General features: G+C 38.9%; 13 protein-coding genes. 6 read left to right on the top strand and 7 right to left on the bottom strand.

Annotation, left to right across the window (positions count from 1 at the left end; all coding sequences use genetic code 11):
- Positions 1–201: 201 nt before the first annotated feature.
- Both BIY37_RS10580 and BIY37_RS10575 read right to left on the bottom strand, forming a co-directional pair.
- A complete protein-coding gene (locus tag BIY37_RS10580) occupies positions 202–486 on the bottom strand; it encodes a hypothetical protein (RefSeq protein WP_070067802.1) in 285 nt (94 codons plus the stop codon).
- Between the two features lie 52 nt (positions 487–538).
- Positions 539–1,051 (bottom strand): hypothetical protein, encoded by a 513-nt coding sequence (locus BIY37_RS10575; RefSeq protein WP_070067801.1) that lies wholly within the window; start codon positions 1,049–1,051, stop codon positions 539–541.
- 416 nt (positions 1,052–1,467) lie between these two features.
- Here BIY37_RS10575 and BIY37_RS10570 point away from each other — a divergent pair, with 416 nt between their 5' ends.
- Genes BIY37_RS10570 through BIY37_RS10560 form a run of 3 tightly spaced genes read left to right on the top strand, consistent with a single transcriptional unit; the run spans position 1,468 to position 4,423 of the window.
- Positions 1,468–2,334, top strand: coding sequence for a glycosyltransferase family 2 protein (locus tag BIY37_RS10570; protein WP_070067800.1), 867 nt, complete (start codon positions 1,468–1,470; stop codon positions 2,332–2,334).
- Entirely contained in the window at positions 2,331–3,749 is a 1,419-nt protein-coding gene (locus BIY37_RS10565) for a B12-binding domain-containing radical SAM protein (protein ID WP_070067799.1), read from the top strand. The genes BIY37_RS10570 and BIY37_RS10565 overlap by 4 nt, the downstream gene beginning before the upstream one ends.
- Positions 3,746–4,423: a class I SAM-dependent methyltransferase gene (locus tag BIY37_RS10560; protein WP_070067798.1), complete on the top strand. Its 678-nt coding sequence runs from the start codon at positions 3,746–3,748 to the stop codon at positions 4,421–4,423. Before BIY37_RS10565 ends, BIY37_RS10560 begins: the two co-directional genes overlap by 4 nt.
- Positions 4,424–4,445: 22 nt before the next feature.
- Here the strand turns inward: BIY37_RS10560 and BIY37_RS10555 are convergent, their stop codons facing one another.
- Complete coding sequence (locus BIY37_RS10555) at positions 4,446–7,031, bottom strand: PA14 domain-containing protein (protein WP_070067797.1); 2,586 nt, start codon at positions 7,029–7,031, stop codon at positions 4,446–4,448.
- Between the two features lie 784 nt (positions 7,032–7,815).
- Between BIY37_RS10555 and BIY37_RS10550 the strand changes: the two genes are divergently transcribed.
- Genes BIY37_RS10550 through BIY37_RS10540 form a run of 3 tightly spaced genes read left to right on the top strand, consistent with a single transcriptional unit; the run spans position 7,816 to position 12,295 of the window.
- Entirely contained in the window at positions 7,816–9,813 is a 1,998-nt protein-coding gene (locus BIY37_RS10550) for a PA14 domain-containing protein (protein WP_179129371.1), read from the top strand.
- Between the two features lie 28 nt (positions 9,814–9,841).
- Positions 9,842–10,246, top strand: coding sequence for a four helix bundle protein (locus BIY37_RS10545; protein WP_080325029.1), 405 nt, complete (start codon positions 9,842–9,844; stop codon positions 10,244–10,246).
- Positions 10,247–10,300: 54 nt separating this feature from the next.
- On the top strand, positions 10,301–12,295 hold the full coding sequence (locus BIY37_RS10540; protein WP_070067795.1) for a flippase activity-associated protein Agl23: 1,995 nt from the start codon (positions 10,301–10,303) through the stop codon (positions 12,293–12,295).
- Between the two features lie 2 nt (positions 12,296–12,297).
- On the opposite strand, the gene BIY37_RS10535 is transcribed toward BIY37_RS10540, so the two are convergent.
- Genes BIY37_RS10535 through BIY37_RS10520 form a run of 4 tightly spaced genes read right to left on the bottom strand, consistent with a single transcriptional unit; the run spans position 12,298 to position 15,480 of the window.
- Positions 12,298–13,041, bottom strand: a complete 744-nt coding sequence (locus BIY37_RS10535) for a dolichyl-phosphate beta-glucosyltransferase (RefSeq protein ID WP_179129370.1) — start codon at positions 13,039–13,041, stop codon at positions 12,298–12,300.
- Positions 13,038–14,240 carry a type II secretion system F family protein gene (locus BIY37_RS10530; RefSeq protein WP_070067793.1) on the bottom strand — a complete coding sequence of 401 codons (1,203 nt, stop codon included), beginning with the start codon at positions 14,238–14,240 and terminating at the stop codon, positions 13,038–13,040. The genes BIY37_RS10535 and BIY37_RS10530 overlap by 4 nt, the downstream gene beginning before the upstream one ends.
- Positions 14,241–14,246: 6 nt before the next feature.
- On the bottom strand, positions 14,247–14,873 hold the full coding sequence (locus BIY37_RS10525; RefSeq protein WP_070067792.1) for a hypothetical protein: 627 nt from the start codon (positions 14,871–14,873) through the stop codon (positions 14,247–14,249).
- Between the two features lie 4 nt (positions 14,874–14,877).
- Positions 14,878–15,480 (bottom strand): GspMb/PilO family protein, encoded by a 603-nt coding sequence (locus BIY37_RS10520; RefSeq protein ID WP_070067791.1) that lies wholly within the window; start codon positions 15,478–15,480, stop codon positions 14,878–14,880.
- Position 15,481 lies beyond the last annotated feature (1 nt).

Here is a 15,481-nt window from a genome sequence, read left to right as displayed (position 1 = left end):
ATTATTTCAAAATCAAATCGAAACGACTGAAGAAAAAATTCGCCGCTTAAATTTTAACAAAGTACTGTTGATAATTTATCATGCTATTTAATACAACAAAAAGGAAGAAGGCGATGGAAAAGTTACGAACCAGTCTAATTGGAAAAACGGCGCAAAAGAATCTTTTGTGCTAAAAAACAAAGCGGGGAACAGAAGAAAATTTTATCGTCTGGAATTATTAATCTCCCGCACCATAAGGAATATTAACTTCTCATACGCATGAAGAAGCTTTCCCTGTTCATTTTTTTCAAAGGACTTAATGGGCTTGAGTTCTATTTCGCCTAGTATGTCATCAATTTTCTTTATCAATGACAAGGCGGGCTTTATATCTACATCGTACTTTGCCTGGATATCAGATGGTTTTAATTTTTCTTTTTGAGGTCTCTGACCGGATACAGATCTCTTTGAAGACTGGCCTTTTGGATTGGTATTTTTTGCTTCATTCATAATTTCCACTCCTTTTCTATAAGAACGGTCCTCTCCACAAAAATAGTATTCCCTAAAATATCTCTTCTTCTAACGAATCTTGTATCTGCTCCGCAATATCTAGTACGTCTTCATTGGTGTCCTCCATGTCAGAAACAACATCACCCATGGAATCAATGCTTGATTTCAGTCCCTCCAGATTCTTTTCAATACTATATACTTTTTTTGCAATGTTATCTATATCCTTACTTTTCGCCATGAATTCTTTTACCCCGGATTCTATTCTTTTTCCTGCTTCCAGATAATTCTTTAGTGCTGCCTCCATCTGCTTCTTATTTGCTTGCAGGGTTTTTTCTGACGAAGCAGATAGCTTTTCCAACACATCTATGCGCCTTCCCAGGATATCGATTTTTTTTGCCACAGCTTCGAACGATTTTGTCAGAGAAGAAAGACCTGTAGTAAAGGTCTTAATGTGTTTCTCAAAATCTTTCAATCCTTTATCCTTCGTCACCGCAATCTTTTGCTGACCAGATACTTGTTTTTTATTCGTCTTTTTCATGTTTTTTGTGGCAAAATATTTTACCACCCTTTATCCATAGTATAAAAACTTCACTCCACCAAAAGGAGACTTACACGCTTGCAGCTCAGTTGCAGCAACAACATTAAGGATATGTATACATATAATCATAATCAAAATCAATAATTATTTTTAATAGTATTCTCTATAACCCTCATATTTAACCAGCATTAAAAAAGATTGAGAATACCAAACAGATACATTATAATTTTACAGCAATTCAGTTTTGTGAAAAATTGAATAACTACAATGTTTTACTTCACCGTGTAAGAAGGCAGAAGCATTTGCTATCGTTTCTATAAACACACTCATACTCAGGCAAGCAAATGCTTCACCACTGTTTTTTAAAAACTAAATTTTACGGTTTTTCCCTTACCTTTATTGAATACGTTTTATTCAAATTGATTGCAAGAATAAGGTAATCCATGATCGAAGAAGCAAGTATTATTATTCCCACGTATAATGAAAAGGAAGGAATATTCCAGGTAATCGAATCACTTCGATCATTAAGGAAAAGATGCGGCAACCATTGGGAGATTATCGTTGTAGACGATGGTTCTACTGACGGTACATCAGAAATGATAAGGGATATTCAGGATATTGTGTTAATCCATCATCCCTTCAACCGCGGTTACGGAGCCGCCATTAAAACCGGAATCCGGCACGCAAGGTATAATACTCTTGTTATATCAGATGCCGATGGGACGTACTCCATAGAGGATATTCCAAGGCTTCTTGCACTCTTACCGAAGAGTGAAATGGTCGTTGGAGCCAGGAAAAACAAAGACACAAACATTCCCTACGTAAGACGACCCGCAAAGTGGATATTGAACAAGCTGGCCAATTTTCTTACTGGTATAAAAATTCCAGATCTTAACTCAGGATTACGGGCAATGAAAAAGGACATTGTTATGAAATTTTGCCATCTCCTGCCTGATGGTTTTTCATTTACGACAACGATTACTCTTGCCATGCTTACCAACGACTACGCGGTTGAATTCATTCCTATCGAATATCATCTGCGTTTGGGGAGATCAAAGATTAGACCCGTTCGGGACACCCTGAACTTCATTCAACTTATTATACGGACAGTCTTATATTTTGACCCACTTAAGATTTTTTTGCCAATCAGCGCATTTTTTTTCGCATCGAGTATTGCCGTCCTTGTACTGAGCTATTTATTTACCCCTAAAGTTATGGACATCACCACCGTCATACTTTTTATCTCCGGCGTACAAATTCTGGCCATTGGCATGATTGCAGACCTGATAGATAAAAGAAGCCGATCATGAAAATCCTTTTAATCAATCCGCCTTCTGAAAATGAATTGCTTGGCAACAATCCCAGCATTATTGGGGAAGAACGTGGTTATAATCCTCCTCTGGGAATATTGTACATCGCTGGTTATCTGGAAAAGTATACAGACTACGATGTGGAAGTCCTGGACACTCAGGCAGAGGAAATCGGTTACGATCGTTTAAAAGGCATCATTCTGTCAAAATTACCAGATGTAGTTGGTATTACCGCCATGACCTTTACCCTGATAGATGTGATAAAGGTAATAAACCTGGTAAAATCTGTGCATCAAACTGCAAAGATAGTTCTGGGCGGCCCACATGTACATATTTATCCTGAAGAAACCATCCATATCCCTGGTGTCGATTTTCTTGTCCTTGGGGAGGGAGAAATTACCTTTAAAGAGCTCACTGAAAATATTGACGATAAGGCCCGACTAAGAAATATTCCCGGCCTGGTATTTAAAGAAGATGGCAGGATTATCAATACCGGCGCCCGGCCACTGAACGATGATCTCGATAGCCTTCCTTTCCCTGCCAGACACATGACCCCAATCCGGAAATACAGTTCCCTCATGGCAAAGAGGACACCTATTACCACAATGTTTACGAGCCGGGGATGTCCGTACCGATGCACCTTTTGTGACCGGCCCCATTTGGGCAAGAGTTTCCGCGCGCGGTCTGCCTTGAACGTGGTAGACGAAATGGAGGCGTGTGTAAAGCTGGGCATACGGGAGTTCCTGATCTATGACGACACCTTTACGATTGACAGACAGCGCGTAATAGAGGTATGCAATGAGATTATCAGGAGGAAACTTACTATCGGATGGGACATAAGAGCCCGGGTTAATAACATTGATAAAGATTTGTTAAAAAAGCTGAAAGAGGCAAACTGCGAACGCATCCATTATGGAGTGGAATCAGGCAACCCGGAAATCTTAAAGATTTTAAACAAAGGGATTACGGTGGATAGGGTAAGGACTACCTTCCGGGAGACAAAAGAGACAGGTATCTCCGTCCTGGCGTATTTTATGATTGGATGTCCCAGAGAAACGAAGAAAGAGATCATGGAAACCATTGCATTTGCCAAAGAGTTAAAACCCGATTTCGTCCACATCACCATATTTACACCTTTCCCCGCTACAGAGATATACAAGATGGGGCTAAAAGAAGGTATTATCAAAAATGATTTTTGGCGGGAATTTGCCAGAAATCCCACCAAAGGTTTTCAACCACAATGTTGGGAGGAGCATTTTACAAGAGAGGAACTACAAGAATTACTCGTTTACGCTTATAAGAGTTTCTATACCCGGCCATCCTATATTTTGAAGAGACTCACCCACATCCGGTCAATCGGTGAATTCAGAAGAATGGCACGGGCTGGCCTCAAAGTCTTTGGTATGCAGTCGTGAAAGGGGTTCTGGGAAAGGAATACGCCACTGCACGCCAGTCAAAGCGATCGCATATCTATAGACTGAAACGAAGAAGCTTTGAGGTACTAAAAAGCATCCAGACATTTCATTCAAAAGAACCAAGGTCGATTTTGGATGTTGGTGCCGCAGACGGCCTCATGTTAAACAATTTGAAGGCGGTATTCCCCGACACAACCTGCATAGGCATTGAATATTCAAACGACTTAATAGCCTGCCGCAAGAATAAAACTATCTGTTTACTTCAAGGGGATGCTCTGGTATTACCTGTGAAAGAAAACGTATTTGATGTGGTGATTGCTACTGCAATTATTGAACACGTCTCCGACCCAATGCAATTAATCCGCGAAGCCTTTCGAGTCCTGCGAAAAAATGGTCTATTTATCGTGACTACCCCTCATCCATTCTGGGAAGGGATTGCTACGAAAATTGGTCATTTAAAAGAAGAGGAGCACCATGAAATCATTACCTTAAACAAACTAATGTCTTTATTCAAAAAATCAGGGTTTGAAATCTTAAAGGCAGAACGGTTCATGGTCTCCCCTGTTGGGATGCCCTTTGAACTGATCCTTGAAAGACTTCTAAAATCGTGCAGACTGAACTTCCTTTTATTGAATCAGATAATTATCGGCCGGAAAATCGGGAATACGTATTAAGAACTATTATTCATAATAAATCTCACCTTTTCAACGGGTCATAGAGATCAGGCAGGTGATACACAACGTAGATATTTATTGTTAAGAAGAATGAAAGATAAAGATAGCAGGCCGTTTTTGCAACGGCAGCGGTAATCCGATGTTTAAAAAAATCAAACGCTAAAAAAGGTAGGATGCCTATAGCAAGATAATACCGAAACAACCACTGCGATTTGTATAAATTACTAGGAAGAATTTCTCTTAAAGGAACGGCAAGAAGAATTAAAAGTATCAGGAGCGCCTTTGCAGTATTCGGTCTTGAAATGAGATCCCGTATAAACAGACCTCCGGCAATTGCCATAAATGGGTAAATTGGAATAAGAAACCAGCCAAAGGGATAGATGTCCGTTGACAGGGCACTGATTGTCATAAGTAAAATAAATGCCGTTACGGGAACAGTCCATTCCCGCTTTCCCATTGAATAAACCAACGCAAACCAGAACCACCAGTAATATCCTATACCAAAATGTGCATAGTTTATCGTAATCCTAAAATCCCTCAGATATTTCATCACCATATCGAACACAGCACTCTGGTGTTTGTCGCGCAAATCCATCATTTTGAAAAAAGCCTCTGGATTTATCAGATAGCAATATAAAAAATAACTTATCGCAATGGCGAAACCAATTCCGGCAGCCAAGCCAGCTTCTTTCCTGAAACCTTTACGACCCAACAATAATGGGATGATCACGATTGCACAGATACCCATCTCTTTACTCCAGAACGACACGCCTGCCAATAATCCAGCATAGATTACATACACCTTTTTTCCCGATTCTGCATAGTGTAAAACACACAGTACGCCTGATATAAGGACGAGTGCAAGGAGGCCGTCGCCTTTGGCAATTCGACCAGTAACAACAAAGATCGGAACCGTAGCGTAAAGTAAACTAGCGATTATGGATATTGAATAAGAACGGTATATTTTATAAGAAACACAAAATACCAGCAGAACAGTAAGTGTAGAAAAAAATATTGGCGTTATATTAATTGTTGTTAATCTGCAGTCCAAATACTCCTTTGCACCACAAATCGTTGGTGGAATGCCCGCAAAGATGGAAAACAAGGGCGGATGCGCGATATAACGTTTTACTATCGTAAAACTATCCCCAAACCATTGAAGAGAACTCTTATCTCCACTTTTATACGCCGACACAAAATATGCACCTTCCCATGATTGAGGCCCGTCACCATGGAGAATATGATAACCATTCCACGCTTCCTGATAGACATCCATGGTATCTCCATGAGGTGGAATCACACTGTAATGGTTAAACCTGAGAACCGCCCCAAGAATTACGATAAAAATTAAGGCCACAACCGGCCAATTCTGTTGTATATACGTAACATATTCTTGAAAACAGCTTTTCCTTTTGTTTTTTAAGACGAGAAACAAAAGAAAACCCAGGGACACTGATGCAACTAGAAATCCTGCCGCAAACCACAATCTGGCCTTCCCAAAAACATCCTTATTTTCTGAAGGCATTAAATACCATGATGGAATACATCCGAGCTTGTTATCTTCAGGTTTTTGCCAGCATAGATTCAGTCTGGCATATTTGGCGGTATTAACATAATTGATCTGTATCGGTTTCCAACCCTTTTCAAGATGAGTTCGTATTTTTGAATCATTTCCGGCACGGTATTTCATAACAGCCTTTAAGTCGATAAACAGAATCATTTCTCCATTCGTGTCTGCATGGAATGTGTACATACCATCTTTTGGTATCCAAATAAAACCCCTCCAGATGATATTATAGGCAGGAACACGCACCGGTGGTTGAAATCGCTGGTTGTCCCAGTAATTCACGTAATAGGTCCTAAGAATTCCAAAGTTTCTGAAATCTATGGCAGGATCGTTTTTTCTGAATACAATACGGTTTTCGTCGATTGTGCTCTTGGGCTCAATTTGCAGAACATGGGAAATTGCGGGGTCTACAAAGTATATAGTATGATTTGCTGGCTCATGATAAAATTGAGATAAAGGGATCACAGTTTCCTGTGCATTGGGCATTTTCCACTTCAGGGAGAGCACCGCACCTCCCCCCACATCAAAATATCTCATATGAAAATGATAAAATCCCGGCTCAAGGGATATTGTTTTTATTTTTTTCACGATTCCATGTTGACTGCCATTATCAATAACCTTGCTATTGTTCAGAAACAGTTCTGAACCGTCATCGGAACTTAGGATAAAAGTATAATCACCAGGATCCTCTATCTTTAAAAATCCATCCCACTCTATGGTGAAGGGTGATTTATAAGACTTTTTTGCCTCAGAAGACCAGTTAAAATTCAAGGGCGCATCTTCTGTAATTTCTTTGATAAGCGTTTTTTTGGGGTAACCTTCATAGACCTTTTTCCTGAGGTTGGAACACATTCCGGATGAAGATATCTGTTGTGGTTGAAGCGGAATGTTTTCCGGTTTTGATTCCGTATCCAAAAAGTATAAGTAATATCCCGTCAATCCACGATTGGGCAGAAGCAATCGTATACCTATGTATATGCCACCAATGAACAGAATGATGAGAAGGGTTATAAAAAGTCCCTTTGATTTTGTGAATTCCATTGTAGAGATTGCTCTGTTTCTTTAATAATCGCGGTAATATAAATGCTTTTTTATTGTTGAAATTATATTCTTATTAGAACTATTTGTAAAGAAATCAAATAATTTGTATGTTTTATTGAAAACAAACTCAAAAGATTGTATATTTTGAAAAATTATGACAATTGACTTTTTGAAAAAAACCTAACAAAGGAGATGTTTTGCCGTATAGCGTAAGGATGAAGTATTCGCTATCGTGTGCACAAACTAATCTTGCACAAATGCTTCGCCCATATTTTTATCAGTGCGTATGTATCTCGTTAGGGTGTGATATTTATGCTACTTATACGGAATAAATTCCGATCTATAACCTCCATTTGAAATTTCCTGACGTCAAAACACAAATATTATGGTGTATGTCATCTCCTTTATTATTATTTCTATTTCGGCCGGGTATTTCCTTACTTATCTTCTGACATCAAGGTACTCCATTTTTGAAAGAATTACTTATGGAGTGCCTATAGGATTAGGACTCCAGACCTGGCTTGTTTACCTCTTTTCCCTGCTTTGGCGACTTCAGTTCAAGTGCATTTATCTCTCAGCAAGCTTGCTCGTTTTTTTTTGTTTATTCTTTCTCTTAATTACATGGACATCGTTTAAAGAAAAGATACTGAATGAAACAAGGGAGATAAAGAACGATTTTCTTCTCAATAAGGTATCTTACTTTGTACATCTTGCAGTATTTTCTTTTTTCACTATAATATTCTGGCGCCTCTTCTCCAGAACAATCATTTGGAAAACAGATGGGATGTATATCGGGCTTCCGAATAACTATGGCGATCTGCCGCTCCATTTGGCCTATATCACCTCGTTTGTTTACGGAAACAATATCCCTCCGCAGGACCCCTCTTTTGCAGGAGAAAAACTCGTTTATCCATTTCTATCCGATTTTCTTTCTGCAATTTTTCTGAAGTTAGGCTTAAATTTTGATGACATACTCTTCATTCCCGGCTTATTGCTTACGGCTTCATTGTATGGTGCCCTCTACTACTTTACCTATCGTTTGGTGAAAAAAAGGCTTGCTGCAATTCTTTCTGTCTTTCTCTTCTTTTTTTCCGGTGGTTTTGGTTTTTATTATTTCTTTCATGATCTTGCAAGCACATCTCATACGCTATGGTCATTTCTTATGCACATCCCTCGCGATTACACGAAGATTCCCTCGCTGAATTACCATTGGATCACACCACTGACTTGCCTTAATATCCCACAGCGGCCATTTTTATTTGGTTTCCCTGTCACGATATCGATCTTTTCTTTCCTTTACACGGGTATCGAACACAAGCAGTGGAGGGAATTTCTCTTTGCCGGCATCCTTGCTGGCGCACTTCCTTTCCTTCATTCACATAGTTTCCTGACCGTATTGATGGTCACGATACCATTAGGCATTATATTCTGGGACTGGCGTAGATGGTTTTTATTCTTTCTGCCCGCCTTTATCCTGTCGTTGCCGCAAGTGTATTATCTGTCAGGACACGTTGGTGGTGGGAGTTTTTTTAAACTCAGTTTTGGCTGGATGTCAGGGAAAGAAAATTTCTTGTGGTTCTGGATAAAAAATACGAGCCTTTTCTGGCCAGTACTTATCAGCGGGCTTATCATTCTTTTCACCAGGGCAAACGATTGTTCATCACAAAGGGCGGGATTTTTTATAGCGGCGTTTTTGATTCTTTTTCTTTTGCCTAATTTCATACTTTTTGCACCATGGAATTGGGACAATATTAAAATATTGATTTATTGGCTCCTTGGTACCATACCCGCAGCAGCACTTGCACTTACTTATTTATATGAGAATGGTAGTCTCAAGTTACTTTCAAAAGCGGGCTTTTTCTTAATTGTGTCTTCCCTTACAGCGGCAGGCGGTATCGACGTCTTTAAATATGCCATAGCTCCCATCACGGGGTGGAAGGAATTTAGCACGGAGGAAACCAATCTTGCCAGACGAATTATAGCCGAAACATCACCAGACGCCGTGTTTTTAAATGCACCCATATTTAACCATCCGGTTTTTTTGTCCGGAAGAAAATCTTTAATGGGTTATCCTGCGCATATCTGGAGTCATGGCTATAGCGACGCGAACAAACGCGAACAGGACATCAAGACGATGCTAAAAGGGAAATCCGATACTACGGCACTGATAAATATCTACAAACCCTCTTATGTTTCGATTGGCCCGCATGAAAAGCGTATGGGTGCAAACAAGGTATTCTTTGACACCAATTACCCTGCCATTATCACCACTAAAAATTATACCATCTACGACCTTACCAACCAGCAAACCAGACAATCACTGATTTCTAAAACGAGTATAAAAAATAATTTGGGTAACCAAAAGTATGGATTACGTGCACGATATTATGATAACATACATTTTGAAGGTGAACCAGCGTATGAGGAGATTGTTAAGGATATTGAATTCAATTGGACCGATGAAGATAGTAAGCCCGTATCAAGCCCGTTTGGCGTTATTGTCGAAGGTTTTATCGATATCCACACTCCGGGCATATACACATTTAAGATAACATCAGATGATGGTTCCTGGCTTTTTTTGGATAATGCGCTGATAATAGACAATGGCGGTCTTCATGCAACGAAGTCTGCTACAGGTATCTGTTCGTTAGAAAAAGGCGCACACAAAATAACAATCAAATATTTTGATGCCGGCGGCGGGGCATTTCTCAAGCTCTTGTGGGTAACGCCCGGAGATGTGGAAGAAAAGATACCGGAAGAAAGCTTGAAGATAAAAGATTGAAGTTAAAAAGAGGGAAATGGGATTGTCAATGAAACAGAATATTGAAATTAAAAGTGGGGAATTGATTATTTTAGATACGGCGGAAAACTATAAAATTGATTTGAAAGAACGCTTAGTTAATTTTACGGTAAATGCTATTAAATTCTTAGAAACTTCTCCTTGCAGAAAGGAATATGGCGTGTTTCGTTACCAATTCTCAAAAGCTGCTACTTCAATTGGCGCTATTTATGAAAAAAGTCAGGCATCAATACCAAGGGAATTCCATGCAAGAGTAGCAATAAGCTTGAGGGAATCACGGGAAACCCGTTTTTGGTATAAGGTTATAAACAAACTCCACCTGGGAAACGAAGATACACGCAGGTATGTAATCCAGGAATCAAAAGAAATAACCCTCGTTACGCGTTCAATTGCATCAAAAACCAAACAACAATAGAATTATTTTTCTTTAATCTTTAATCTTTAATCTTTAATCCCTTGCCTTCAAACCATGAAAGAAAAACGAATTCAAAAAATTACACTACTTATTGCCTTTTTTGTGCCCGTTTTCATTGCGTCTTTTCTCCGTTTCTGGGACATTGGCCTCAGACCTTTTCATTCAGACGAAGGAGTAAACAGTTTTTTTCTGCTCAATTTGTTCGACAGAAACTATTATCATTATGATCCTGCCAATTATCACGGTCCCTTTCTCTATTATATTGGTTTAATCCCATTTTACCTCTTTGGTATTTCAGATTTTACTTTCCGGTTAATGCCCGCATTGTTCGGGGTCATGATTGTGGCTTTATTCTTTCCGCTACGGAGACGATTAGGTACGATGGGCCTCCTGACAACAGGACTGTTAGTTGCCATCTCCCCTGCAAACGCATTCTTCTCAAGAGATACTATCCACGAAATTTATCTGGTTTTCTTTTCCCTGGCTGTAGTGGTTTCTTTTTTCCTTTACACGGAAACAAAGAAATCACGGTATATCTATTTTGCTGCAACAAGCATTGCATTTGTCATAACGATAAAAGAAACATATATCCTTACTTTTGCTGTTTACGCATTGTCCTTAGCCTTTGCGTATTGCTATGAAATGATTTCCTTATCGAAAGGTGTCAGGTTTTTGTACTGTAAAGACACCTTTACAGCATTTGCGAATCATTGTAAGAAAAACAGATACGCTGTGGGTATCAGCGTAGGAATACTCATTCTGATTACCTTCTTGTTTTATTCATCGTTTTTTACCTATTATTCAGGCATCAAGAGCATTTTAACTACCCTGAAGATATGGACAAAAACCGGCACACACAGCGGTGGACATACCAAACCGTTTTTTTACTATTTTAAGTTACTTTATAAATTTGAATTTCCAACACTGGCTTTAGGAATTGCTGGATTTTACTATTCATTCCGTCATGGCAACAAATTTACGGTTTTCATTGCGGCATGGGCTATTCTCATTTACGTAACCTATTCCCTTATACCCTACAAAACGCCCTGGCTGATTTTAAATATCTTACTTCCACTTTCTATTATGGGAGGAATTTTTGTAAATTCGATATTCGGAATGATGAAAGAGAAATGGCATTATGCAATCTTTTACCCTCTCTTCATTGGTATTTTTGGTTTTTCCTGTTACCAGTCTCTTATGCTGAATTTTAACAATTACGATGATGAACGGTATGAACTTGTCTATGTTCAAACCAAGAGGGATATTTATAATTTACTAGACAGATTAAAATCCTTATCGAATACCTGCGGGCAGAATATGGCCATCAACGTCGTTTCGAGAGAATACTGGCCGTTGCCCTGGTATCTCAGAGAATACAAGAATGCAAAATTCTGGGGCGGTATTATTGAAAATCCTAATGCCCCGGTCATTATCGTTGACAAAACCAGTGAAACGGAATTAAAGAAAAAATTAAAGGGGAATTACAAGAAAGAACGTTTCGCACTGCGGCCGGGCGTCTGGCTCACAGCGTATATACAACAGGGTTTATATGAAACTGGATTTGGAAAAGAAATAACCGCAAAGACAAATACTCCGTCACTTGCTAAAATTTCAGAGAAAGAACTGGAACGGGGATTAATTGCAAAATACTATTATAATATAGAGTGTATCGGAACACCTTTTTCGTCACGGGTGGAAAAAGATTCCGTTTCCTTTATCTATAATGACGAGACAAAAAAGCCTTATAGATCCCCCTTTGGTATCGAATGGGAGGGGTACCTCTCCATTACTCAAAAAGGGGTTTATCAATTTGCAACAAGATCAGATGACGGTTCTGTAGTTTACATCGATGGGAACATGGTCGTTGATAACGACGATATTCATGCAACAAGGTACATTTCCGGCGTTATACCTCTTGATGAGGGTTTTCATCCTGTGCGAATAAAATATTTTGATGGGGGAGGAGGCGCTATTATGGAATTTTTATGGACACCACCGGGAGAAAAAGAATCTCTCGTCCCGGGTCAGATTCTATTCCATAAAAGGTAACGTTACCGATAGTATCCTTTTAAATCTTTGATTTTTATTCGGAACAGATCCTTAAACATCTGAAGAGAATCTTTGATTGGATTTACCTTGCTTAAAGCAGAATTTTCCCATCGAATGGGAATTTCCTTTATCTTAAAATTAAATTTTCGTGATAAATAAAGAACTTCCACATCAAATGAAAAACCATCAATGCTGCACCTGCTAAAAACTTTTTCAACAATCTCTCGTCTGAATCCTTTAAATCCACATTGCGTATCTACAATTCCCTTGAGCAACACCGCATTCACTATAACATTAAAGATCTTCCCCATCTTTTCACGGTACCAGGGCTGATGAATCAGGATGTTGGATTCGGGCATGCTTCGTGATCCGATAACCACATCATAATCATGGGTAAGATACGGCAGGCACTTTTCTATCTCCTCAATCGGGGTAGAAAGATCTGCGTCAGTAAAAAAAACATATTTGCCCTTTGCAGACAACATACCTTTTCTCACGGAATAACCCTTACCGCTGTTCTGTTCGTTTGTTAAGACTACTACGTGATTGTTTGAAAGCGCAAAATTCCTTATTACTTGAGAAGTATTATCCGTAGAACCGTCATCTACAACAATAATTTCGCAGATAAAATCCTGCTGAGAAAAATACGCACAAATTTTGTTAAGGGTACGTAATAATCTCTTTTCCTCATTGTAAGCCGGAATTATTATGGATATGTAGCATTCTTCAATTTGAACATTCTTCAAAATCGTAGATCATTCACACTAAGGATTGCCGTCAACATAGAAATTACAACAACACCAATAACTGCCCCCATCAGCAAGATAAGTACAGGTTCGACTAAGGTCACCAGACGCTTCATTCGTTGTTCAACTTCGGCATCGAAATTATCTGCAACTTTTAAAAGCATTCGGTCCAAATTTCCCGTTTCTTCTCCTACTTTCAGCAAGTGGACGGCAATTTCAGGCAAGAAACCTCTTTTTGCAAGAGATATGGTAAGTCCTGCTCCTTCTTTTACGCTTGCTTTTACATTTCCTGAAATGTCAGCGAGATACCGATTGGATAATACATCTTTAACAATATCCATCGATTTTAATAATGGCACACCGTTTTCCAATAAAGTGCCAAGGGTTCTGGCAAATCTTGATATCTGCATTTTCCACAAAAGATTACCAATAAACGGCAATTGTAACTTCTTTTGATCTAATTTTATAGCAACATGGTTATCCTTCATTGCTTTTTTATAAGAAAAGAACGCAATCACTGCTACAAGGATGAAAACCCAACCGTATCGAATAGAATATTTGCTTATACCCATGAGTATCATGGTCGAAAAAGGAAGGGAAATGCCCATACCCTCAAAGATCTGCGCAAACTTAGGAATAACATACACAATAAGCGCTCCCACACACACAAGACCCGTGATGCTTAGCAAAAGAGGATAAATCATTGCAGAAATAATTTCACCGCGTACTTTCTGCAACCTTTCCTGAAACACCCCCAATCTCTTGAGTACTTGCGGCAACACCCCACCTTCTTCTCCGGCACGCACCATATTGATATAAACACTGGAGAAAAGCTTAACATGATTCGTGAGTGTTTCGGCAAAGGATTTTCCGGACTTAATCCCATTTAGCAAATCCTCAATAACATCCCTAATCATATTCTTGCTTTGTCCGGACAATAGAATGGATAAACTTTTGTCAAGAGGCACACCACCATCGAGCAGGGTAGCAAGCTCCTGGGTGAAAGGCAAGACAGCTTTTTTATTCACACGGTTCAGGAAAAATCCAAATTTTTTATTTTTATCTGCCTGCTGAATATGCAAAATAATGTGTCCTGATTTACGGAGTTCGTTAATCAGGTCTATCTTACTCAGCGCTTCTTTTTCTCCTTCCACAATACCGCTGGATACGGTTAATAATTTATATCGAAAAATACTCATAAACGTTTATTTTTTAATGTTCGATCTCATGACTACAACCTGTTCCTCGCCATACCAATCAAGCTTTACTTGATCCGGTTCTATTGTTTTTACTCTATATTCTGCGATTTCCTCGCCTTCTTCTACAAAGATAAACGGTTTTTTACTGGCTGTCAGATCCGGGTTTTCAATAAGAGCCTTTCGCGTATTTCCGAGAATCAGGATTCCCCGTAAGATAATTTTTTTTGGTATTCCCCTTGGTTTTTGTTGATTTTCTAACGGTTGTCCAACCCCTTCCACCACTTGTCTTTGTTCTGCCTTTACCTCTGTCTTTATATCGAACGGAGTCCAGACAGTACGGTTCGGAGAGAAAGGGTTGTTTGATAATATAAGCTCATAATTATTTATTGGTTTAGTATCCGACCGGAGGGAAGGCAACAGATTATTCTTTACAGGCATTCCACCATCCTCCTTGTCAGGAATCTTGTTAATTTCGGGAGGATGATACACGAGAAATACGCAGAGAATTGCAAGGCTTACAACACTAGTAAATAAAAACAGATTTATAATCGGCAGATAATGCTTCCATTGCTTTATCTTTTTACTGAATGATTCAAAAGCAACCCACAATACTTTTTTATTCAGAGACTTCATAAAATCACGACTTTTTTTCGATTGAAGCAATAGCCATCAACGTGGAAGAAATAGTAGCGCCTTTTACAACATTTAACCCCAGGGTTTTTATTTTAAGATTATCGAGAAAAAGCAGTTTCTCGTTGTTATATTCTATATCATAGAGAAAATTCTGGAGTTTCAGGGAACTATCCAGATTACTTATTTCAAAATTAATGGATAGCACAATAAGATATGGTTTTTTGTTAATTATCTCTTTTTTTAAAGCTGTGCTTCTTGATACGACAAGTCCGTTCTTGTTGGCCAGGTTATTTATAATTTCTTGTAATTTTGCAGAGGCAAGTTCTTCCGTTACCTCGGAAAGGAATTTTTCTTGATATTCTGTATAATAGCGCTCAAGGTCATTCAACCTGGTCTCATATTGTTTTTTATTTGCTATGAATGAATAATATTTTTTCAGAAGTTGTTTTTGTGTCTCAAGCCTCTCTTTTGTTTCATTAATCGATGTAAAAAAGGGTGTAATCACGGCCCTGTCGATACCTATGAACAGGAGAACGAAGACGGCTACAATCAAAAGCACGCGCTCCCTCATTTTGATTTTATAAAGAAGTTCCGGAAATTTTCCCATA

The organism is Candidatus Brocadia sapporoensis (assembly GCF_001753675.2).
Taxonomy (GTDB): Bacteria; Planctomycetota; Brocadiia; order Brocadiales; family Brocadiaceae; genus Brocadia; species Brocadia sapporoensis.
The sequence above is the reverse complement of the archived record's forward strand: the minus strand, read 5'-3'. Positions and strand labels throughout refer to the sequence as shown.

Coding starts and splice junctions, on each gene's coding strand:
- BIY37_RS10580 (WP_070067802.1), bottom strand. CDS start 486: ATGAATGAAGCAAAAAATACCAATCCAAAAGGCCAGTCTTCAAAGAGA.
- BIY37_RS10570 (WP_070067800.1), top strand. CDS start 1,468: ATGATCGAAGAAGCAAGTATTATTATTCCCACGTATAATGAAAAGGAA.
- BIY37_RS10565 (WP_070067799.1), top strand. CDS start 2,331: ATGAAAATCCTTTTAATCAATCCGCCTTCTGAAAATGAATTGCTTGGC.
- BIY37_RS10555 (WP_070067797.1), bottom strand. CDS start 7,031: ATGGAATTCACAAAATCAAAGGGACTTTTTATAACCCTTCTCATCATT.
- BIY37_RS10550 (WP_179129371.1), top strand. CDS start 7,816: ATGTATATCGGGCTTCCGAATAACTATGGCGATCTGCCGCTCCATTTG.
- BIY37_RS10545 (WP_080325029.1), top strand. CDS start 9,842: ATGAAACAGAATATTGAAATTAAAAGTGGGGAATTGATTATTTTAGAT.
- BIY37_RS10540 (WP_070067795.1), top strand. CDS start 10,301: ATGAAAGAAAAACGAATTCAAAAAATTACACTACTTATTGCCTTTTTT.
- BIY37_RS10530 (WP_070067793.1), bottom strand. CDS start 14,240: ATGAGTATTTTTCGATATAAATTATTAACCGTATCCAGCGGTATTGTG.
- BIY37_RS10525 (WP_070067792.1), bottom strand. CDS start 14,873: ATGAAGTCTCTGAATAAAAAAGTATTGTGGGTTGCTTTTGAATCATTC.
- BIY37_RS10520 (WP_070067791.1), bottom strand. CDS start 15,480: ATGGGAAAATTTCCGGAACTTCTTTATAAAATCAAAATGAGGGAGCGC.